Source organism: Gardnerella sp. DNF00038 (assembly GCF_049262855.1).
GTDB lineage: Bacteria > Actinomycetota > Actinomycetes > Actinomycetales > Bifidobacteriaceae > Bifidobacterium > Bifidobacterium vaginale.
Map to the genome: position 1 here is coordinate 987,272 of NZ_CP058407.1, position 21,792 is coordinate 1,009,063.

Annotated in this window: 18 protein-coding genes; 3 read left to right on the forward strand and 15 right to left on the reverse strand. The window is 41.5% G+C overall.

The features are described from left to right. Positions 1–13: 13 nt before the first annotated feature. The 8 genes from HXT19_RS03860 to HXT19_RS03895 all read right to left on the reverse strand — a co-directional run bounded on the left by HXT19_RS03860 (position 14) and on the right by HXT19_RS03895 (position 9,376). Complete coding sequence (locus HXT19_RS03860) at positions 14–1,297, reverse strand: deoxyguanosinetriphosphate triphosphohydrolase (RefSeq protein ID WP_004114951.1); 1,284 nt, start codon at positions 1,295–1,297, stop codon at positions 14–16. Between the two features lie 44 nt (positions 1,298–1,341). Continuing rightward, a complete protein-coding gene (alr, locus tag HXT19_RS03865; RefSeq protein WP_415681089.1) occupies positions 1,342–2,697 on the reverse strand; it encodes an alanine racemase in 1,356 nt (451 codons plus the stop codon). Positions 2,698–2,823: 126 nt separating this feature from the next. Next, positions 2,824–3,369 (reverse strand): N-acetyltransferase, encoded by a 546-nt coding sequence (locus HXT19_RS03870; RefSeq protein ID WP_415681088.1) that lies wholly within the window; start codon positions 3,367–3,369, stop codon positions 2,824–2,826. 60 nt (positions 3,370–3,429) lie between these two features. Continuing rightward, positions 3,430–3,930: an S-ribosylhomocysteine lyase gene (locus HXT19_RS03875; RefSeq protein WP_101887959.1), complete on the reverse strand. Its 501-nt coding sequence runs from the start codon at positions 3,928–3,930 to the stop codon at positions 3,430–3,432. 181 nt (positions 3,931–4,111) lie between these two features. After that, positions 4,112–5,785 carry an ABC transporter ATP-binding protein gene (locus HXT19_RS03880; RefSeq protein WP_101887958.1) on the reverse strand — a complete coding sequence of 558 codons (1,674 nt, stop codon included), beginning with the start codon at positions 5,783–5,785 and terminating at the stop codon, positions 4,112–4,114. Continuing rightward, positions 5,775–6,620: an ABC transporter permease gene (locus tag HXT19_RS03885; protein WP_165847519.1), complete on the reverse strand. Its 846-nt coding sequence runs from the start codon at positions 6,618–6,620 to the stop codon at positions 5,775–5,777. The genes HXT19_RS03880 and HXT19_RS03885 overlap by 11 nt, the downstream gene beginning before the upstream one ends. A gap of 8 nt (positions 6,621–6,628) precedes the next feature. Continuing rightward, the gene (locus tag HXT19_RS03890; RefSeq protein WP_004138287.1) at positions 6,629–7,597 is read right to left on the reverse strand and encodes an ABC transporter permease; all 969 of its coding nucleotides are present in this window, start codon (positions 7,595–7,597) and stop codon (positions 6,629–6,631) included. Positions 7,598–7,693: 96 nt separating this feature from the next. Continuing rightward, positions 7,694–9,376 (reverse strand): ABC transporter substrate-binding protein, encoded by a 1,683-nt coding sequence (locus HXT19_RS03895; protein ID WP_101887956.1) that lies wholly within the window; start codon positions 9,374–9,376, stop codon positions 7,694–7,696. A gap of 520 nt (positions 9,377–9,896) precedes the next feature. On the opposite strand from HXT19_RS03895, the gene pdxS reads away from it, so the two are divergent. Further along, positions 9,897–10,730, forward strand: a complete 834-nt coding sequence (pdxS, locus tag HXT19_RS03900; RefSeq protein WP_042711222.1) for a pyridoxal 5'-phosphate synthase lyase subunit PdxS — start codon at positions 9,897–9,899, stop codon at positions 10,728–10,730. Positions 10,731–10,745: 15 nt separating this feature from the next. Beyond that, a complete protein-coding gene (gene pdxT / locus HXT19_RS03905; RefSeq protein WP_075038864.1) occupies positions 10,746–11,339 on the forward strand; it encodes a pyridoxal 5'-phosphate synthase glutaminase subunit PdxT in 594 nt (197 codons plus the stop codon). A gap of 94 nt (positions 11,340–11,433) precedes the next feature. Here pdxT and HXT19_RS03910 read toward each other — a convergent pair whose 3' ends face one another. Continuing rightward, positions 11,434–13,197: a glycoside hydrolase family 13 protein gene (locus tag HXT19_RS03910; protein WP_101887954.1), complete on the reverse strand. Its 1,764-nt coding sequence runs from the start codon at positions 13,195–13,197 to the stop codon at positions 11,434–11,436. Between the two features lie 203 nt (positions 13,198–13,400). On the opposite strand from HXT19_RS03910, the gene HXT19_RS03915 reads away from it, so the two are divergent. Continuing rightward, the gene (locus tag HXT19_RS03915) at positions 13,401–14,171 is read left to right on the forward strand and encodes a type III pantothenate kinase (protein WP_004114938.1); all 771 of its coding nucleotides are present in this window, start codon (positions 13,401–13,403) and stop codon (positions 14,169–14,171) included. Positions 14,172–14,210: 39 nt separating this feature from the next. Here the strand turns inward: HXT19_RS03915 and HXT19_RS03920 are convergent, their stop codons facing one another. The 6 genes from HXT19_RS03920 to smpB all read right to left on the reverse strand — a co-directional run bounded on the left by HXT19_RS03920 (position 14,211) and on the right by smpB (position 21,792). Beyond that, a complete protein-coding gene (locus tag HXT19_RS03920; protein WP_075038910.1) occupies positions 14,211–15,701 on the reverse strand; it encodes an ABC transporter substrate-binding protein in 1,491 nt (496 codons plus the stop codon). A gap of 11 nt (positions 15,702–15,712) precedes the next feature. Further along, positions 15,713–17,620: a glutamine--fructose-6-phosphate transaminase (isomerizing) gene (gene glmS / locus HXT19_RS03925; protein ID WP_101887953.1), complete on the reverse strand. Its 1,908-nt coding sequence runs from the start codon at positions 17,618–17,620 to the stop codon at positions 15,713–15,715. A 108-nt stretch (positions 17,621–17,728) separates the two neighbouring features. Next, entirely contained in the window at positions 17,729–18,550 is an 822-nt protein-coding gene (locus HXT19_RS03930) for an amino acid ABC transporter ATP-binding protein (RefSeq protein WP_004113503.1), read from the reverse strand. Between the two features lie 66 nt (positions 18,551–18,616). Next, positions 18,617–19,609 carry an amino acid ABC transporter permease gene (locus HXT19_RS03935; RefSeq protein ID WP_004113501.1) on the reverse strand — a complete coding sequence of 331 codons (993 nt, stop codon included), beginning with the start codon at positions 19,607–19,609 and terminating at the stop codon, positions 18,617–18,619. Positions 19,610–19,769: 160 nt separating this feature from the next. Beyond that, positions 19,770–20,696 carry an ABC transporter substrate-binding protein gene (locus HXT19_RS03940; RefSeq protein WP_004114929.1) on the reverse strand — a complete coding sequence of 309 codons (927 nt, stop codon included), beginning with the start codon at positions 20,694–20,696 and terminating at the stop codon, positions 19,770–19,772. Between the two features lie 607 nt (positions 20,697–21,303). Then, positions 21,304–21,792 carry an SsrA-binding protein SmpB gene (gene smpB, locus HXT19_RS03945; protein WP_004113499.1) on the reverse strand — a complete coding sequence of 163 codons (489 nt, stop codon included), beginning with the start codon at positions 21,790–21,792 and terminating at the stop codon, positions 21,304–21,306.

Consider the following 21,792-nt stretch of genomic DNA (forward strand, 5'->3'; position numbering starts at 1 on the left):
AAAAAGCGCAAATTTAACACAAAGCGGCATGAAGAGCTGTAGCCGATCCATCTGTAAGACTTGCAACTTGATCAATCGCAACTCTTAAACGCTCGTCTTCGCTAGAGCAAGTATTCCAATCACTTATAAACACAGCTTCCATAGCATCGTGCGCTCTTGGAGACTTGCTCATAAAAACTTCAACCAAATCTGTTAGAATCTTTTGCTCACGCTTATAAAACTCGCGCTCTCTAGGTTGGATTATAAAATGCACAGCCAAGCTTTTAAGAACGATTATCTCGTAAGATGTTTCTGGTGGAATAACAACATTTGCGCGGTAGCGAATCAAAGCACCGCTACCATATTTTTCTCGAGTTGCTCTCTCAACTGAGCTTGCAAACCTGCCAATTAAAGCACTAGTAATATTCTTTAAGTGAGCGAGAGACCTTCTAGAGCCGTCAAAAGAATCAGGGAACATGTTAAGAGCACGCAAACGCTTAAAAGCTGCCAAAAGACTATCTTCATCCCACTGGCTGCCATACCAATTATGAGCTTCTTGAACAACTTGATCCGCAACGCTTGAATCCCAAACAAGCTCCGTATTAAAAGCGCCAGTCACAATCGCGTCTTCAATATCGTGAACACTGTACGCAATATCATCGGAAAGATCCATAATCTGGCATTCCATAGGTTTTAATTCGCGAGGAGAGCCACTTTTTAGCCAATCAAAAACTTCCCTATCATCTGGGTAAACGCAGAATTTTAGGTCACGCTCGCCTTTATCGTGCGCTTTTGCTTCATCAAAACCCCAAGGATATTTAACAGCAGCATCCAAGCTTGCACGCGTAAGATTTACTCCTGCACTAGCGCCATTTTCTCTAAAAACTTTAGGCTCTAAACGCGTTAAAAGTCTAAGAGTTTGAGCATTTCCTTCAAAACCACCAATATTGCTGGCGATTTGAGCAAGCGCGCGCTCGCCATTATGACCAAAAGGCGGATGACCTAAGTCATGAGCTAAGCAAGCGCAATCTACAACATCTGGATCCGCGCCAAGCATCGAAGCAATCTGGCGACCAATTTGCGCAACTTCCAACGTGTGCGTTAAGCGCGTTCGAGCAAAATCGTCGGAGCCTGCTACAAGCACTTGGCTTTTAGCGCCGAGTCTTCTAAGCGCTGAAGAGTGGATTATTCTGGCTCTGTCTCGTTCAAACGGAGTGCGAGCGCGCGTGTGGTGAGGCTCGCTAGCCCATCTCTCAGTATCGTGCAAGCTGTATTCGCCAACAACTTCGTTATCGGAAGCAATCACATCGTTACACATTAAAAACCTCTTCAACTAATCGCAAGCCGCAAATCGCAAAATATTTAGATTAAGCTTTTTTCGTCCAACATTTTTATGTCTTTTTTAGGCAAAACTTCGTAAGCATTCTTATACAATCGAGGAACTCTAGGACCAATCCCAGTCATAATCTCGTAGCTTATTGTTCCTGCAGCTTCCGCCCAATCGTCTGCCGTCGGCTCCGCATATTCAATACCTCTGCCTGGCCCAAAAAGCCTGACTGTATCTCCTTCTTTAACCCCAAGCTCTTTAGCACTGCCTTTTAAGTCAACGATAAATTGATCCATGCAAACGCGCCCCGAAACATGCAAAATCCTAGCACCGTTATTAGTTTCTACGCGCACTGGTCCTCCAGGCTTATCAACATGCCGAGATCCTTGCATATCGTATCCGCTAGCGGCGCGCAAAATGCCATCCGCATAGCCAAGTGGAACGATTGCTGTGCTTGTATTGTCTGGCGTTAAATACGTGCGGCCGTACGAAATGCCGTGACCTGCTTCTACAGATTTAACTGTTCCTAATTGCGCTTGTAAAGTCATAGCTGGACGCAAGTCGTAAGTTTGAGGCACTCCCATAACAGGGTCTGGCTCGTATCCGTACAATCCAATTCCTGGGCGAACAAGCTCAAATCGTATCTCTGGTCTATTAAGAGTTGCAGCCGTATTAGCTAAATGTCGGATTTTAGGCTCCAACCCAGCTTCGCGCATTCTGCGAGTAAAATCGTGGAATTGCTCAATTTGCCTATCTGTAGACGCCACAAACTCTGGAACGTCTGGGCAATCAGCAACAGCCAAGTGACTCCATTGCCCAATAACTTCGATTAATCCCTGGCTAGAATATTCACTAAGTTTTTCTAAAGCATCACTAAAGCCTGCAGGCGTAAAACCGTTTCTGCCAAATCCTGTATCTACTTTAACGTGTACGCGCGCGGTAGTGCAAACCGATTTAGCAGCGAGCGCAACAGCATCAATTGAATCAAGCGAGCCAACAGAAATATCAATATCCGCGTTTATTAAATCAGCAAAAAGAGACGTTGGAGCGCTGGTGAGCCACGTAAGAATACGGCATCTGCTTGAATCAATTCCACACGCGCGAAGTCGCAAAGCCTCATAAGGCTGAGCTGTGCCAAGCCAAGTTGCTCCTCCTGCTAGAGCTGCAAGCGCACTAGGAATAAGCCCGTGACCATAAGCGTCTGCTTTAACAACTCCCATAACTGCTGGCGACTTTTGCCCAGGCTGCAAATCTTTAGAAACACGCTCAACCAGCGTTCGCATATTATCCCTGAGCGCTTTTAAATCAACGATTACCTGCCCCGGGTATGTACTTAAGGCGCGAGCATAGTTTTCTTGCAAAATCGCTTGTATACTCGAATTTTTACACATATCTCACGCCTTTACTTTTAGTTTTTAGCTTTATGTTTAATTTTTACTTTTATATTTATTTTTCGTCTACTATATCTGCAACTAATTTTGACTTACATTTTAATACTGCAAATACAGCAAATACCGCTAATACCGTATTACATGATTATGCGAGCGCAACCATTGATACGCGATTCTAGTTGCACTATGCGCGCGATCTGGAATCACAACAAGACCACACTTGCTAAAGCCTTCTCGCAAAATAACTTTTTGCATAATCAAGTTGTCGGGATGAGTGTCGATTCTAACATTAGAGTAGTTGAGCTTAGCCCATTTTAAACACTCTCTTGCCATTTTTGGCTTGACTCCCGAAGATGCAAGTCGATGGATTGTAACGTATGGCAAAACGTCATCTAGCCACGCTCCGTCAATCTTTGCGTAGACTTCATCAATCCCTTCGCACAGTGCAAATTGCGCCAAAATGCGCTCATTGCCAAAGTCTGGGTCCGTGTCTACAAGAAGATTAAAACGGTTCAAACGAATATCTTCTATAACACTAGATGTTAGAGGAAAACGATCTCCCCATTGATGAGGATTGCCATTATTTGCCATAAATACTCTTGCTCTCTCATAAATATTTTCAATATCTTTTAGATCGCTAAGAGTTGCTTTCCTCAATCTTATTTCACACATACACCCCCCTATGCTTAGAATATGGCGATTTTACAGTATTACACAAGCGAACGCAACAAGTCACACAATCTTACGCTCAAAAGGATCGGAGCTAATGCCCTTGTCTAAAATATCTTTGCACCATTGACGCGCTCCAAACAAACTATGATCGCGGTAGTTTCCGCAAGACTCAATAGTTGTAGCTGGAACATCTTCCCAAGTAGCTTTGTACGCAATAAATTCAAGCGATTCCTTCAACGCGCGCGCAACATCTTCCGTGCTATGAGTGCCCCAAGTTAAAAGGTGGAATCCTGTGCGGCAACCAAATGGAGAGCAATCAATGTAACCTTCAATGCGCTGACGCAAAAGAACAGCAATCGTATGCTCAATCGTATGCAAAGCGCCCGTAGGAATAGCCTCTTGGTTAGGCTGAGTTAAGCGAATATCGTAGTTAGAAATAACATCTCCATTCGGGCCTTTTTGAGTGTCAATATAGCGAACATATGGAGCTTTAACTTTAGTGTGATCAAGCTCAAAGCTTTCTGGACGAGGAGTTGGCTTATTGTTTTGATTTTCGCTCATTTTATCTTTCCTAACTTGTAATACACGCGCAAAATGTATGCGTAAATATGCGTAAATAACGATTACTAACAATATTAGACGCTATTCTTGCCAAACACACATAAACGCGAATTTAAAAAATATTTTTTATTGACTTACAAAGCTTATTACTTACAAACTTGCAAGACTTACAGATACAGACTTACAAAGTAGCAGCATCAATAAGTTCACGCGTGTAGCTATGTTTTGGATTAGTTAAAATTTGACTTACATTCCCAGATTCAACAACAACGCCATCTTTTAGAACAACAACACTAGACGCCAAATGCTGAATCATACCAAGATCGTGGCTAACGAATACGCACGCCATATTAGGGCGATTTGCACGAATCACATTAAAAGCATCTAAAATTCTTGTGCGCTCAGCAACATCGATTGCGCTCATTGGCTCATCTGCAACCAAAACTCTAGGATTATTGATTAGCGCGCGCGCAATCGCAACGCATTGAGCTTGCCCACCCGAAAGCTCGCAAGGGTATCTTTTGCTAAAAACATTAGGATTTAATCCAACTAAATTCAAAACATCATCTACTTTAGAATCAATAACATGTGAATCAACAGTATTTGAATCAACAGTATTTGAATCAGAACTCATGTTTTTACGCCATATTTCAAGCGGCTCAGAAACACTTTTTCTAACTGTCCAACGCGGGTCTAAAGCTGCAAAAGGATGCTGAAATACAAGCGAACATTGTCTTCTCATATTTACGTAAGCAGAATCTTTTAAACTTAATTTTTTAGCGTTTTTAACAGTTTCAACAACTTTGCCGCAATACTCTATTCTTCCTTCGCTTATTTCTTGCAATCCAAGTAAAGAGCGAATCAAAGTTGTTTTACCACTTCCAGATCCGCCAATTAGCGCTAACGATTCGCCAACTCTAAGATTAAAGTCAACGCCTTTTAATGCTTCAACCCGAGTCTTTGAACTTCCTAAAACAACGTGAATGTTTTTAGCTTTAAAAATGCAATCATCTTTAGAAGAATTATTCTTATTTAAATCACTTTTACAGTCAAGGCTTAGATCATTATTATCTAAACTTAAATCATTTTTACTAAGACTTAAAGCTCGCGCAGCAAGAACAAGCTGTTTAGTAGAGCGAACCTTAGGATTTTCTAGCAATTCACCAACGCGCGCGCTATCGACTAATCGCCCAGAATCCAAAACATAGCAACGAGTAGCAGCGCGAGAAAGAACCGAAAAATCGTGAGTAACAAAAAGCATTGAAGCGCCCATATCATCAACTAAAGAAGTGAGCATATTTACAACATCTTTTTGCGTAACAGAATCAAGAGCAGTAGTTGGCTCATCCGCAAGAATCAACTTAGGGCAAGTTATAAGAGCTGTAGCAATACCAACTCGCTGCATTTGCCCGCCCGAAAGCTCAAAAGTACGCTTATTCAAAATATTCGCGCCTAAACCAACTTTTTCAAGCATAACTTTAACGCGATTTTGAATATCGTCTTCGTCTAAATTGTAATGAAGCCTAAGAGGTAACGCGATTTGCTCGCTAACACTCATAATAGGGTTAAGAGCACGATCCGCTTGCTGAAAAACGACGCCAACATACTTGCCACGAATGCGCGCAAGCGCAGAATCGTTAGCGCCAACAGTTTGGGCATTGCCAACATGGCAAGAACCAGTGATTTTGCAATTAGACGGAACTAAGCCAATCGCAGCTCTTAAAAGCATTGACTTACCAGAGCCAGAAGATCCAACTAGCCCAACGCGCTCACCATCTTTAACGTTAAGTGAAACATCACTTAAAATGCGCGAAGATCCAATGCTAAGAGATAATCCTTTTACATCAAGACTCATTCTTAGACTCCCTATTTGCTGGATTTGTAACACTTCTTAAAACATCGCCAAAAAGATTAAGAGCCAAAACTGTTAAAGTAACAACAAGACCAGGCCATAGAGCCGCAAGCGGATAAACGTGAATCAAAGTAACCGAAGTAGAAAGAACACGACCCCAACTCGGCACTCCCGAAGGAACACCAACACCTAGATAAGTCAGTCCGCTTTCCGCTAAAATAACAGTTCCTGCAGAAAGCGAAAGCTGAACGGAAGCAATTGGCAAAATATTAGGAAGAACATGCTTTAGCAAAACGTAACTTCTGCTAGCGCCATTAGAAATCGCGCAATCAACATAGTCAGACTTAAGAACAAGAACAGCACTTGGACGTAAAATACGCGCAAGATTTAAGCCGTAGCCGAATCCGCATGCAAGCATGATTACAAGAACGGACGCTCCAAGAGGCACAGCAAGCATAAGCGCAATCAAAACCGTTGGAATGGAAATTAAAGCGTCTACTGCCATAATGATTACGGAACGAATTTTTTGAACGCGGCAAATCGTAAAGCTTAAAATCACAAACCCAACAACGCTTGCAATCACAATTGTTGAAATAACAAGCAAAATCTCTACTCTAGAACCAGCCATAAGCCAACTAAGCATATCTGCACCCGTGCCATCTGTGCCAAGCCAATGCTTTAGCGAAGGCTTTTGCCATACCTGGTATCCGTTTGTTTCCAGAAGAGAATAAGGCGTCCACACAAAAGAAAGCGCAGCTACAAAAATCCACAAGCACAAAATAATGCAAACAAATTTTCCAATAATTCCGCGCCAAATGCGGCTTAAAAACTTAATCATTGCTTGAATCACTCCCCACTTGAATCTTGGCTAAGTCTTGAATCCAACAAACGATGCAACACGTCAATCGCAAACCCAACAAGCAAGAACAATGCAGAAAGCATAAAAAGATTGCCTTGAACAGATATAAGATCTCGCAAACCAACATCGCGCACAAGACCCATACCCATTCCAGGAAGCGAAAACAGATTTTCAATAACCATTACGCCCATAATCATGTGCGCAAAAGTCAAGCCGATTACAGACACAAGCTGCGGCAACGCTAATCGCAAGCCAACGCGCCAAATCATTTGCTTTTTAGTCATTCCACAAGCCATAGCTTGCAAAGCAATATCGCTATTAGAAATCTGTTCTAACGATGCTGCAGTGTAACGCATAAAACCAGATCCAACAATAATGCCAACTGTTAGCGCTGGAAGAATCAAAGACAAAAACGCACTACCAAAATCACGCCAACCATCTGTTGGAAAACCTTGAGTAGGGAAAAGCTCCACCAAACCAATGCCCTTGCCAAAAATCATGATTAAAATCATTCCACCCCAAAGAGCTGGAACAGATCCTGCTGTAATAGCACAAAACCTTGCGACTACTTGCGAAGCCTTGCCAGAATGCAAAACTTGCAAACATCCAAGAGGAATACCAATTGCGAGCGCAATTAAAAGTCCAAGGAAAATAAGTGGAAAAGTTATACTAGCACGCATAGCAATAGTGGATGCAACGGAGCGACCAGTGAGCATTGAAACACCAAAGTCGCCTCTAAAAACGCCAAAAATCCACTCTAAATATTGAACGAAAAGGGGCTTGTTTAATCCTAAATCGCGTCTTAATTGCTCAACTTTTCCATCTGGCGCGTTTAAGCCAGCCATAACTTGAGCAACGTCTCCAGGTAAAACCCTAAGAGCAAGAAATACGATTGCAGAAATAAATAGCAGCGCTACAAAAAACAACGTGATGCGTCGAAGAATCATGCGCTTCATACAAACCCCTTACTTAGTTTAATGTTCCCGAGAATTTCCGCTTTTTGTACGTGATTTTGCCTATTTTACGTACAAAATCGGGAAAATTAGAACAAATCACTTAAGTCGCAAGTTGTATAGCGGCAAAAGAACTTGATTAATATCAAAAGGCATGCCTTCAAGATTCTTTACCTTAGCTGTAACAACCTTATAATTAAGCAACCAATCTGCAGGAGCATCCTTGCTAACAATTCTCGCAGCCTTAGCAAGAAGCTTATTAGACTCCTTAGTATTCGCGCAAAGCATTGCCTTAGCATACAAATCCTGAACCTGCTTATTGTTGTAGCCATAGTAATATTTAGGATCTGCCCACTGGCCAAAATCATGGCTTTCATTGTGATCTACCATAGACAAATCGTAGTTTTTATTGTTATAAACGTCGTGAAGCCAAGTAGTAAATTCTACAATGTTTACCTTCAGATCAATGCCAATCTTCTTTAGCTGAGACCTCAACTGGTCACCAAGTTGCGTTCCATAAATATTCGGGTATGTAAGCGAAAGATGCAAAGGATTTGATTCGCTGAAACCAGCCTCCTTCATCAATGACTTAGCGCGCTTAACATCATGAGTGTAAATATTAGTCAAATCCTCATAACCTGGGTCAAGAGAAGGAATCGGTCCGCCAAGCAAAGCATCCGTACCGCCGCGTGAAGCAATAATCTGCTTATGGTCAATAGCATATCGAATCGCTTGGCGCACGCGCTTATCTTTAGTCCGCTCACCATTCATGTTCATAGCAAGCACAAATTTATCGGTACTGTTTCCAGCTTTAACAACATAGCGCTTTGTATCCGCTTTAAAAGTCTTAGCAAGCTGACCTGAAATAGGCGCCAAAGCTTGAACAGCTCCAGAAGAAAGCGCATCTACAGCAGCAACATCATCCACAAAATAGCGAACAACAACTTTTGATGTTCTAGGCTTATTAATACCCTTGTAGCACGGATTTGCCTTTAACACAACACGGTCATTCGGCACAAACTTTTCTACCAAATACGGGCCAGATCCAACAGCTTGAGTTTTAGCATCATAATTCGCAAGCTTATCGAAGACTAAGCCAGCTCTAGAGCACAACGCCCACAAAAGCTTTGCGTTTGGCTCTTTAAGCTTGATTTCAAACGTGTAATCATCTTTAGCTTTAGCGGATTCAACTTTTCCAACCATGTTTGATCCGCGATATTTCTTTGCAACAAGCTCGTTAAAAGACCACTCAGCATCTTTAGCAGTAAGCCTGTGCTTGTTAGAAAACACGACTCCCTTACGCATGTGGAACGTGTACTTTAAGCCATCTTTGCTTATTTCCCAACTCTTTGCAAGGGATGGAACAACCTGATTTTTAGTATTTCTAGCTACAAGACCTTCATACACGTTTCCAATCAATAGCTGTTCCAAGGAAGAGCCAGATTGATTGCGAATATCGAGATTTGTAGGAGCAAGTTTTAATCCGATTGACACAGTTTTATTTGATACTTGTGTAGAAGATGTTTGACTTGCAGGATTTTTTTGTGGACCTGTAAATGTTGCAATAATAGCGCTAACCACTGCAATTACTACGATTGCTACAGAAACAAGCCAGAATTTTCCTAAACCACGCTTATTAGCTTTATATCCCCTTTTAGACGCAGCATTAAGCGAAGCATCTGTACTAGAACTAAATTGCGATTGCTCTGCGTTTTCTTGCCCATAGAATTTATCGGTCGCGTCGTTATTGTACGCGCCATCTTTGGGTTCTTTGTTATCCATTCAACAAACCTTTCTGGATTGTAATTAGATACATTATTTATATTTAATTTATATTTATTCTGTTTTACAGCTCGTCGCTTTATCTAGCTGCAACTTTCGCAACCATAAAGTCAACGGCAAACACAATCGTATCCGATTCACAAGTCAAACGAAGATGCGGTGAGTCTAAACAACACATTGCATATTTGCATGATTTTTCAGATATTTTAAGCCTATTTTATTACCATATATCCTACGAATGTGATTAAATGCCAACAGACGTAAACTTGCAAACGTGCGCAAAATCCTAAAAAGATTAGAATCACGCTAGCTTGCATATTAACAAAATACATACGTTTAATAGATGCATGAAAATGTGTAGTATAACAATGTACAACATAAAAATGCGTTTAATATGTTTAGTAAAAAGCGAGGAATAATGGCAGAGAACTTGAATACTACGGTAACAGTAAACGAATCCTCGGATCCGCAAAATAACGGCAGCCAAGACCGCACTGCTCTAAATCGCCAGCTTGCACAAATGCTTAAGGGCGGCGTGATTATGGACGTTACTACTCCAGAGCAGGCACGAATTGCTGAAGATTCTGGAGCTTGCGCTGTAATGGCGTTGGAGCGTATTCCTGCCGATATTCGCGCGGCTGGCGGAGTTTCTAGAATGAGCGACCCAGCTATGATTCACGGAATCCAAGAGGCTGTGTCTATTCCTGTTATGGCAAAATGCCGTATTGGTCACTTTGTTGAAGCGCAGGTGCTTGAGGCTATTGAGATCGATTACATTGACGAAAGCGAAGTGCTTAGCCCAGCAGACGACGTTTACCACATTAACAAGCGCGATTTTGCAGTTCCATTTGTTTGCGGTGCAAAAGATTTGGGAGAAGCTTTGCGCAGGATTAACGAGGGTGCTTCCATGATTCGCACAAAGGGCGAGCCTGGAACTGGAGATGTTATTCAAGCTGTGCGCCACATGCGCATGATGAATTCCGCAATACGCAAGCTTACAAGCATGCGCGAAGATGAGCTTTTTGAGGAAGCTAAGACTTTGCGCGTGCCTTTCGATCTTGTAAAGTACGTTGCACAAAACGGCAAACTTCCTGTTGTAAACTTTGCAGCTGGCGGTGTTGCAACCCCTGCAGACGCTGCTTTAATGATGCAGCTTGGTGCAGAAGGCGTTTTTGTTGGCTCTGGCATCTTTAAGTCTGGAGATCCAGCAAAGCGCGCTGCTGCAATAGTTAAGGCTGTGACTAATTACAAAGACGCTAAAATGATTGCTAAGCTTTCCGAGAATTTGGGCGAAGCGATGGTTGGTATTAACGAGCAGGAAATCAAGCTTTTAATGGCAAATCGCGGCGAGTAATTGAGGCGAATTATTTTGGCAAACTCACCTATCAATACAAATAATTGCTCGCATACTGTAGCAGTTTTAGCTGTTCAAGGTGCTTTTCTTGAACATCGCTTAATGCTTGAAAAATTAGGCGCACACGTTATTGAGCTTCGTCAAGCGCGCGACTTGGAGCAGTCTTTTGACCGCCTTGTTTTACCGGGCGGCGAAAGCACTGTGCAATCGAAGCTTCTCAAAGAGCAAAATATGCTCGAACCTTTGCGCGAGAAGATTGCAAACGGAATGCCAGTTCTTGGCACTTGTGCAGGCTTGATTTTGCTTGCAAAAAACGTGGAAGGTAACGAAGTTAGCGGATTTGGCACACTAGACGTTACAGTTAAGCGCAACGCTTACGGCCGCCAGCTTGGAAGCTTCCACTACGAATCTGAGTTTGGAAATCTTGGCAAAGTGCCGATGACGTTTATTCGCGCGCCTTATATTGTGCAAGTCGGTCCTAATGCCGAAACTCTTGCAACAGTAGATGGCAACGTTGTTGCAGCTCGCCAAGGAAATCAAATCGGAACAGCTTTTCACCCAGAGCTTGATGAAGACACTAGAATACACCAGCTTTTCTTAAGCTTATAGATATCTTGCGTTTGTAAATTAAAGTGGCACTTAAATAACTTGATTAAGTGCCACTTTTATTGATTAAATCGCCAGTAAAATCGCTAATAAATCGCTATTTTACTTCAAAAATCGCGTATCCAAAAGCTCCAAGAGATTGATTTTGAGCATCATAATTGTAGCTAATAATCGGCTTACAATCAGGCAAAGCACTAAACGAATCGTTAGATTCATTAAACGCATTTAAAGCTACAACAACACGCTTAGAGTCAGTTTCTCGCGCAAACACAAACTTTCCGCGCTCATCATAGTCAAGAACTCTAAAATTACCATGAATAAAGCAATCGTTATTTTTACGCAATTTTATAAGTTCGCGAAATAAATCACGATTATCGCTGACAGGATTTGACCAAGGCATAGGCGCTCGATAATCACACTCTTCAAAACCAATTACACCAAGCTCATCACCATAGAACACGCTTGGGGCTCCAACAGATGTAAGCAAACAAAGCTCAGCCAAGCGGAATCGCTTATCTGCCGTAGAAAAGTCGCAAGCTTCCGAAGAGCTTTGAGCACACAAGCTTCTAAAGCGACTAACGTCATGGCTATCAAGCAAATTCAATTGACCTTGAACAATCGGGAATGGGTATCTTAAAAGCATATCTACAAATCGACTATTAAACTCGCGCGCATTAATCTTGCCAAAAGCAAAGAAATCGCGGCAAACTTTGCGGAATTCGTAGTTCATAGTGGAGTCAAACATGTCTCCTTGTAGCCAACGCTCAGAATTCTCCCAAATCTCAGCAATTAGCACACTATCTTTTTTAGTCTTTTTAGCAACAGAGCGGAAGGCACGCCAAAAGTCTTTATCAACTTCATTCGCAACATCCAAACGCCAACCGTCAACATCAAAATCTTCAAGCCAATAGCGGCAAACGTCCATAAAATAGTCGCGAACTTCGGGATTAGAAGTATTGAGCTTTGGCATTTTACGCTCATACGCAAAACACGTGTAGCTTGGGCGCTTACCATCTTCGGGGCGCTTAACAGGGAACTTTAATCCATAGAACCAATCCTTGTATCGCGAATTTTCGCCATTTTTAACAACATCGTCAAACGCGAAGAAATACCAACTAGAATGATTAAAAACGCCGTCAATAATTATGTGCATGCCGCGATTATGAACCTCGCTAACAAGCTCCCTAAAATCGTCGTCCGTTCCTAAATTAGGGCAAACATGGTAGTAGTCAAGAAGATCGTAACGATGGTATTCTGCAGCTTTAAAAATAGGATTTAAATACAAGCAATTAAAGCCCAAATCCTCAATATAATCAAGATTTTCGATTATTCCTCTAATGGTTCCACCTAAACGAGTGTGTAAAGTTTGGCCAGTTTTCTCATCAAAATAATCTTTTGCCTCGCAACTTATGCCACGTTTAGAATCTGCAAAACTATCTGGGAAAATGTTATAAACAACAGCCTCTTTAAGCCAATTAGGAACGTCGCTAATCTCCTCGCGGCGAATAAATGGGAACTGGTAGACTTCTGTACGATCGTCTGGAAAATCAGTCGCAATAGTATCGGCGTACAAATACAAGCGCTCATCCGCATCTTGCATCTCAAAGTAATAACAAACTCTATCTAAATCGCTGCTTATGTTTGCTTCATAGTAGTCAAAGTAATCGTCGCTTGCAATCTTTTCCATTTTCAGCGTGCAGAACTGATCTAACGGAGTCAAATCGACGCGATTTCCGTAATGCAAAACGCATGAACAAAGATTATTCTTTGCCGCACGCAAGCGAATTGTTAAACAATATTCTGCCGTAGAATACGCGTATTGTGAAAGTGGTCGGTGCAATATTGCATGACGATTTATCATTTACATTTCCTTTCTAGCCTCGCTGCCATTGTTTTCGACTTTATCACCTACTGTGCTACACCGCCACACTTTTATGCGATTTTCTAAAGCAGCAAGCACAAACAATCAAATTGAACGCAACGGACTTAGCATTAATGTAATATTGCTCTAAAGATGCGCATACTTAAGTTTGGCAACACACAACAAACACAACGGAGGCGAATATGCTTTTAGCAGTAGACATTGGAAACACGAATATTGTGCTTGGATTCTTGGAGAACGGCAAGATTGTTGGCACGTATAGAATGACTACAAAAGCAAATCACACTTCCGACGAATACGGCATTATGATTACGCAATTCTTAAATCTTAGCGGTTTTAGCGTAAACGATGTTGAAGATGTTATTGTTGCTTCGGTTGTCCCAAAAGTTATGCACTCGTTCCGCGCAAGCATTGTTAAGTTTTTGCAAATCGACCCTATGATTGTAGGCCCTGGAGTAAAAACTGGCGTAAATATTCGCATTGACGAGCCACGCTCTTTGGGAGCAGACTGCTTAGCGGATTGTGTTGGCGCGTTTTACGAATACGGCGGCCCCGTATTAGTTATAGATTTTGGCACAGCTACAACCTATAACTACGTTGATAAAAGCGGAGCAATTACTTGCGGACTTATTTGCACGGGAATTAGTGCGGCGGCTGCAGCTCTATGGGATAATACTGCTCAGCTTCCAGAAGTTGAGATTTCGCGCCCTAAATCCGTTCTTGCAAAATCAACTCGTCCTGCTATGCAAGCTGGATTGTATTACAGCTTCTTGGGTGGAATTGAGCGCACGATTGAGCAATTCAAAATAGAAATAAATGAGCCTTTTAAGGTTGTTGCTACAGGCGGCTTGGGACGACTTTTTGAAAAAGACGTTGAAACTATTGATTATTACGATCCAAATTTGATTTTTAAAGGAATGTACGAGATTTATAGACGAACGATCGGCTGCTAGCGACTTTTCCTTTGGATTACAGACCTAAAGTGCATAAGTCTAGCGCACAACAAAACCCTGATTATACCCGTATTCTTTCAAGTCTTTTTTCCAAAGATTAATACCATCTTTAAGACTAATTTTAGGACCAGGGTCGTCTGGAAGTTGAAAATCCTTACCATCGTCTTGTTTAATGCCTGCATCAATCATCGACTGCACTGTTAAACGTGCTCTTGATTTTCTGTTCCAATCATAGGCCAAACCGACTGTGAAACGAAAATCGCTACGAGAATATACTTCAAACGGCAAATATTTGTAGCCTGTATCTACATGATTTGCTGCATCTGCAAAAATACGGTTGAATTGTTGTCCTCCGAAATATGGCACATCGATTCCGCGAGAATCACGAACCATTGTTTTGTTTAGGAACGCTTTGTCTCTAAGAGTCACAACGTCTGCTGGGAATGCTCCAGATAAAACTCTTTCTTTAATACCAGTCTGATCATGGCATACAAAATTCACAAAACGCATCGCGGCTTCAGGCTTGCGACTAGACTGAAGGACGCTTAGAGCAGATCCTCCCATTTGCGCATTGTCATTGTTTCCATTCATAGTCGGAACTCTCGCTACACGCCACAACCCTGCTCCGCCTGGAATATCATGCATTAAAAGCGATGTCATCCATGCTCCAGCAAAAACAGATGCAACGCTGCCAGAACCGACTGCACTTTTCCAAGCTGGAGTCCAAGTTGCAAGTCTTGTATCAACCAAATCTTCGTCAATCATGGACTGCCAAAATTTAGTAAAGTCTTTTGTTCCTTTGTCTTTACTTAAGCGAACTGTAACGGTTTTACCATCGTGAGAAGTTATAAAAGGTCTTCCTCCTGCAAGCCAAATCATAGCGTTGTAAAAACTTGCATCTCCAGAATCTGCAGCAATATAAACGCCAATATTTTTTAATTTTCTTGCAGCATGTAGATAATCCTTCCAGGTGTGAATTTGCGTAACATCCACACCTGCTTGGTTGAATACGTCTTGATTATAAAACCATGCTAAAGGACCTGAATCCATTGGCAATCCATAAACTCGTCCTCCTAATTGAACAGAAGACCATGTGCCTGGCGTATAGAATGTTTGAGTTCCTTGAACGCGATTTGTAATATCCAAAAGTTGTCCGCTAACCGCGTATTGTGGCAAAGCGTGGTATTCAAGCTGGGCAACATCTGGCATACCGTAACCGTCTTGAATAGCGCTATTAAGATTGTTGTATCCGCTTGTATCTTTAACACTAACGCGAATATCTGGATTTTGTTTCTCAAAATCTGCCGCAATCCGCTTCATGCTTGGTTCCCAAGACCATACTGTTATTTTTGTTCTAGAATCAACAGATCCGCATGACGCACAAAAAGCAACAATAAAAACGCATGTAATCGCAGAAATTACGCGCTTTATATTACGAACAAAAACGCGGTTTATATTACGGTTTATATTACGCATAACAAAACAACCAAAATTCTGCTTGCGACTTTTCTGCGGGCTTCTTGCACACATAATATTCACTGCTATTCTACAGTTACAGATTTTGCAAGATTCCTAGGCTTATCAACGTCATAGCCTTTAAGCTTTGCCATATTCATAGCAAAAAGTTGTAATGCTACAACATCTACTAAAGGACTTAACAACGTTGGGCATTTAGGGCGCCAGAACACAATATCTGCGTAACGCTCAGCGTCTGGATCACCATCTTCTGCAACCGCAATAGTAAACGCTCCGCGAGCCTTAACTTCTTCAATTCCCGAGATTACTTTAGCGTGTAAAACGTCTCTGCCTCTAGAAGATGGCACTATAACAACAACTGGCTCGCCTTTGTCTACTAGAGCTATCGGGCCATGTTTAAGCTCTCCTGCTGCAAAACCTTCTGTAAACGTGTACGCAATCTCTTTTAGCTTTAATGCGCCTTCTAAAGCAACTGGGTAGCCAACATGCCTGCCAAGGAACAAGAACGATTTTGCATCTATTGTTTTCTTTGCGGCTTGCATAATCGAATCAGCTTGCGTATCTAAAACGTTTTGTATTTTATCTGGCATTTCTTTAAGCTGGGACACGATTTGCTGTATTTCATCTCTGTACATTGTTCCCTTGACTTGAGCCAAATAAAGCCCAAGCATGTATGCTGCTACGATTTGCGCAACAAATGCTTTTGTAGAAGCAACTGCGATTTCTGGGCCAGCATGAGTGTAAAGTACAGCATCCGATTCTCGCGGAATACTCGAGCCTTGAGTGTTGCATATTGCAAGCACGCGGCTGCCCTGCTCGCGCGCGTGCCTTAACGCCATTAACGTGTCCATTGTTTCGCCAGATTGAGATATTGCGACAACAAGCGTTCTATGCGTTAAAATTGGGTCTCTGTACCTAAATTCGTGAGCCAACTCCACTTCTACTGGCACGCGCACCCAATGTTCAATCGCATATTTTGCAACTAATCCAGCGTAGCTTGCTGTTCCACAAGCTACAACTATTATCTTGTCGATTGATCGCAAAATATCTTGACTAATTCTAACTTCGTCAAGAATAATGTTCCCTTTTGCGTCGAATCGTCCTCGTAAAGTATCAGCTACGGCATGTGGATCTTCGTGGATTTCCTTATCCATAAAGGAATCCCATCCGCCTTTTTCTACTGCAGAAGCATCCCAGTCTACTGTAAAACAACTAGGGTTTTTAATCTCGTTGCCGTCAAAATCAGTAAGACGAAGCTGTGCTTTTTTGTTTCCTTCTATATCTCCGATTAAAACAGCTTGATCTTGACCAACTTCAAGCACTTTATCTGTGTATTGAACAAAAGCAGCAACATCGGAGCCTAGAAAATACTCGTTATTTGAAACACCTACTACAAGCGGCGAATCGTGACGAACAGCAGCAACAATATTAGGCTGTCTAACGTCTACTGCAAGTAGAGTAAAAGCTCCTTTAAGAATTTTTGCAACTCGTCTTATTGCTTCAAAAAGATCTGGCTTACCAGTTTCTTCAATTATTTGATTCGCGATTTTTCCAAGCGCTTTTGCTGCAACTTCCGTATCTGTTTGAGACGAAAACTCTATGCCTTCTTTTTGCATTTGTTCTTTAAGACTAATAGCGTTCTCAATAATACCGTTGTGAATAAGGGCGATTTTTCCATCGGCACTAGTATGCGGATGCGCGTTTAAATCACAAGGAGCGCCATTCGTAGCCCATCGAGTGTGACCTATTGCCACACTCGCTTCCGGCATTGGATCAGCTTCTATATCTTTTCTTAAAACAGCTAAGCGACCAGCTTTTTTGCGAACGCATATAGAATCCATTCCTGGAGCAGCAAGAGCTACTCCAGATGAATCATATCCGCGATATTCTAAGCGTTCTAATCCATTTAAGCAAACTTCTAAAGGCTTTGCGCAAACTGTGCCAAAACCTGCATATCCTACAATGCCACACATAATTTTCTATTGTACGTTATAAAGCGTGCGTGTTTCTACACATGTCGAAAATATGCAAAAATCTTATTAAAATACGCGAAAAACACTTGCAAAACACTTGCAAAACACTTATAAAACGTGATGTAGAAAATCTTTAAATCTTTCTGTTTGTGGGCAATCTATGATTCCTGAAGTACCACATTCAACAACTTTTCCGCCATCCATGAACACAACTTGATCTGCAACTTCTCGTGCAAAGCCAATCTCGTGAGTTACAACAATCATTGTCATTCCATCATTAGCTAAATCGCGCATAACGTTAAGCACTTCCCCAACTAGTTCTGGGTCTAATGCAGACGTAGGCTCGTCAAAAAGCATTATTTCTGGTTTCATCGCAAGCGCACGCGCAATGGCAACTCGCTGCTGCTGACCACCCGAAAGCTGAGAAGGATAATGGTCTACGCGGTCTGCCATTCCAACACGTTCAAGTTCTTTAATTGCTAAATCGCGTGCAGCGGTTTTGTCCATGTGTAAAACATGAACTGGCGCTTCCATAACGTTTTCAATAGCCGTCATATGCGGGAACAAATTAAAACGTTGGAACACCATTCCAAGCTTTGCGCGTTGCTCTGCAATTTCTTTGTCGTTTAACGCTTGCAATGCTTCTTTACCTTTATGTATAACGGTTTTTACGCCAATGCGCTCGCCATAAATTGTGATTTTACCAGACGTAATTTTTTCTAGTTGATTTATCAATCGCAATAGGGTTGATTTTCCACTTCCAGAAGGACCGAGTATGACTGTTACACTTCCTGGATTAACAGTCATGTCAACTCCCTTAAGGACTTGAAGATTACCGAAGGACTTGTGTAAATCCTTTATGACTACTGCTGGAGTATCACTTTTAGTAACATTTTGGCTTTGTGTATCAACCGTTAAAATATCAGTCATTTTTCCTCAAATCTAATTACGATTATATAAAATTTGTAATTTTGACGCGGTTTATGCGTTATATGTTTATGCGTTAAAACCTAACATTGTTGCATTATTGCGACCCTTTACAGCGTCACTATTCGCTTTAATCGCATTATCTCCACGTTTTGCAGCATTAGAGTTAATTTGAGCATTGTTTACAATGTCTTTTGCTTCGAATCCTTTACCAAAATGCTTTTCTAACATAACTTGAAAAACCATCAAAATAGACGTAATAATTAAATACCAAATGCTAGCAACTATAAGCAACGGAATCGGCTTATAAATACGATTTGCTACAGCATTTGTGGCAAACTGAAGTTCTAAGGTAAAAGGCACAGCTAAAACCAGAGACGTAGTTTTAAGCATACCGATAGTCTCATTGCCCAAAGGTGGAACGATAATACGCATAGCCTGAGGCAAAACAACCCTGCGCATAGTCAAAGACCTGCCCATGCCAAGAGCTTGAGCTGCCTCAACCTGACCAGCATCCACAGCTTCTAAACCAGCACGAACAATCTCCGACAAATACGCAGCCTCATTAAGAGACAATCCAATAACTGCAGCGTTTAAAGAAGTCATAACAACGTTGGAATCAATGGAGAAAAACTCAACGGATGTAAACGGAATGCCCATACTCAACTTAGGAACAAGCACAGCAAACATTCCCCAAAATACTAGCTGCGTATAAACTGGAGTACCCCTAAAGAACCAAATAAAGAACCAGCTTACGGCTCGAAGAACAGGGTTTACAGACTTACGCATCATTGCTAATCCTATAGCAAGAACGATTGCAATAATCATAGACAAGAACGTGAGTATTAGCGTCCAAGCAATGCCTGTAAGAACATTGTCGCTTATTAGATATATGCCTACAACATTCCACTCAAAACGCGGATTTGTAACTATAGAATAAAGCAGCGAGCACGCAATTATAGCTACGATTATGCCAGCTATGATTGGTCCAGGTTTTTTGACTGGTAGAATTCGATCACCATCAGAATTTTGCGAAAGCTTCTTACTCGCATTGTTAAACATATTTTCTCCATTAACATTTTAAATTGTCACATATGTGAATAATAACTAGCGGATTATTAACTAGTAATTAACGCACTTGCGATGTACAAATATATTAAATACAAATAAGGCGTGCGGTTTTCACTATACTAATAGCTACAAACGCACGCCAAATTTAAGATCAGACTTCTGGATTTACTTGCGCTTCCTTAATGGCAACGTTTTCAACACCCCACTTCTTTAGAATGTCATTATAAACGCCATTCTTCATAAGCTTATCGATTGCGGCCTTAATGAGCTTTAACATCTTAGCATCGTCCTTCTTAACAGCTGCACCCATTGGCTCCGCGTCGTTGCTGCTTTCTAGAATCTCTAGCTTTCCATTGTTCTTTATTGCAGCATAACCAGCTACAGGAGTGTCAGCATACATAACGTCTGCACGACCAGAAAGCAATGCTGTAGTGGCGTCGGTCTGCTCCTTAAAGCTCATGATTTCTAGTGGCTTATCGTTATTTGCCTTGCACTGCTTTTTAGCTTCTTCCATGATTGGCTCGCCAACAGTGCCTGTTTCTAATGTAACTTTTTTGCCGCAAAGATTCTTTGGATCTACTTTAGTTGGGTTTCCTTTACGAACTTCAAAAGATAAGCCAGCGTTTGCGTACGTTACAAAATCAACGGACTTCATACGTTCAGCGTTTACAGTAAAGCCCGAGATTCCAACGTTATATTTGCTTCCGATTGCTGGAATAATGGAATCAAACTGAGCATGCATAATCTTCGCTTTTAAGCCCATCAATTTTGCTAAAGCTTTAGAAAAGTCGATTTCGTAGCCGACTGGTGTTTTGCCATCTGCAGCGAAGAACTCTGCTGGAGCATAGCTAACGTTTACACCAACTGTTAATTCGCCAGTTTTTGCAACGCTTTCTGGAACAAGTTTTGCAATCTCATCGTCTTTTTGAACTTTGCTTACATCGTAGCTGCGTGCCACATCTGGGTCTGCTGCCTTAGAATCGGCTGGACCGCATGCGCATGTGCATCCAATCAATGCAAGAGTTGCAATTGCTGCAATAGGCTTAATTGACTTAAAAATCTTATTTGACTTAAGCATTTTCTTCTCCTGTCCAATATTTAAAGAATAAATAACTTATAATTTACAGTGATATGCATAACTATACACGATAACGCTACTAAATTGCGATTATTAAAATGCAAAAACTGAATATTCATAAATTGACATACATGAATATGCTAAAAATCAGCAAAAAATAACGAATTGCAAAATCAAAAGCCGTATATTATTCACAAAAATGAATAATATACGGCGTGTCGTTTATAGACCTACTACAAAGTTGTACGTTTACACCAAGCTGGGTAGAGATTCGAGATTTTTCGCACTGAATGAGATGAACCTCAGCATCTTTGATGGTGATTCATCGAATGAAGAAGAAAAATCGAGAATCTCAGTGATAAAAACCACGTAATTGTTCAAGCACGTAAGAGGGCTGGGTGATTCTTGGTCGAACAGTATAAGAGCGGCAGCCGATACCAAATAATCCAATGAGCCACCACTACAAACAAACTTCAACTCAAAAAAACAAAATCAAAGCCAAATCGGAACAACCGCAACACCAGAAAACACGTAAGAGGCGGAGCGTTGTGAGACAAGAAACACCCAGCCCTCGCGCAACAGTAAGCAAGAAATAAAAAACAGCAAATCACCTAGATTGCATATTCTTGTATCGCATAGCGCGCAATGCTTCGCGCTTATCTTGTTCTTCGCGCAATGCTTGCCGCTTATCGTACTCTTTTTTGCCTCGCGCCAAAGCAATCTCAACTTTAGCGTAGCTGCCTTTAAAATAAATCCTCAAAGGCACAATAGTGTAACCTTTAGCTTCAATCTGCCTAGAAAGCTTAGCAATTTGAATCGCATGAAGAAGCAACTTGCGCTTGCGCTTAGGAGCATGATTATTCCAAGTGCCATTTAAGTACTCTGGAATATTTGCGCCTTCTAGCCAAATCTCACCACGTCTATCAATATTCACAAACGCTTCAGCTAAAGAAGCTCTGCCTTCGCGCAAAGACTTAACCTCTGTGCCAGTAAGAGCAATACCTGCTTCATAGCAATCTTCAATCGCATAGTCGTGATTTGCTTTTTTATTTCTTGCAACAGTTAAAGTACCATCTGAACCAGGTTTTTTATCCAA

Excerpts from the sequence above, each read along its gene's own strand:
- HXT19_RS03860 (WP_004114951.1), bottom strand. The coding sequence starts at position 1,297 with ATGTGTAACGATGTGATTGCTTCCGATAACGAAGTTGTTGGCGAATAC.
- alr (WP_415681089.1), bottom strand. The coding sequence starts at position 2,697 with ATGTGTAAAAATTCGAGTATACAAGCGATTTTGCAAGAAAACTATGCT.
- HXT19_RS03870 (WP_415681088.1), bottom strand. The coding sequence starts at position 3,369 with ATGTGTGAAATAAGATTGAGGAAAGCAACTCTTAGCGATCTAAAAGAT.
- HXT19_RS03875 (WP_101887959.1), bottom strand. The coding sequence starts at position 3,930 with ATGAGCGAAAATCAAAACAATAAGCCAACTCCTCGTCCAGAAAGCTTT.
- HXT19_RS03880 (WP_101887958.1), bottom strand. The coding sequence starts at position 5,785 with ATGAGTCTTGATGTAAAAGGATTATCTCTTAGCATTGGATCTTCGCGC.
- HXT19_RS03885 (WP_165847519.1), bottom strand. The coding sequence starts at position 6,620 with ATGATTAAGTTTTTAAGCCGCATTTGGCGCGGAATTATTGGAAAATTT.
- HXT19_RS03890 (WP_004138287.1), bottom strand. The coding sequence starts at position 7,597 with ATGAAGCGCATGATTCTTCGACGCATCACGTTGTTTTTTGTAGCGCTG.
- HXT19_RS03895 (WP_101887956.1), bottom strand. The coding sequence starts at position 9,376 with ATGGATAACAAAGAACCCAAAGATGGCGCGTACAATAACGACGCGACC.
- pdxS (WP_042711222.1), top strand. The coding sequence starts at position 9,897 with ATGCTTAAGGGCGGCGTGATTATGGACGTTACTACTCCAGAGCAGGCA.
- HXT19_RS03910 (WP_101887954.1), bottom strand. The coding sequence starts at position 13,197 with ATGATAAATCGTCATGCAATATTGCACCGACCACTTTCACAATACGCG.
- HXT19_RS03915 (WP_004114938.1), top strand. The coding sequence starts at position 13,401 with ATGCTTTTAGCAGTAGACATTGGAAACACGAATATTGTGCTTGGATTC.
- HXT19_RS03920 (WP_075038910.1), bottom strand. The coding sequence starts at position 15,701 with ATGTGTGCAAGAAGCCCGCAGAAAAGTCGCAAGCAGAATTTTGGTTGT.
- glmS (WP_101887953.1), bottom strand. The coding sequence starts at position 17,620 with ATGTGTGGCATTGTAGGATATGCAGGTTTTGGCACAGTTTGCGCAAAG.
- HXT19_RS03930 (WP_004113503.1), bottom strand. The coding sequence starts at position 18,550 with ATGACTGATATTTTAACGGTTGATACACAAAGCCAAAATGTTACTAAA.
- HXT19_RS03935 (WP_004113501.1), bottom strand. The coding sequence starts at position 19,609 with ATGTTTAACAATGCGAGTAAGAAGCTTTCGCAAAATTCTGATGGTGAT.
- HXT19_RS03940 (WP_004114929.1), bottom strand. The coding sequence starts at position 20,696 with ATGCTTAAGTCAAATAAGATTTTTAAGTCAATTAAGCCTATTGCAGCA.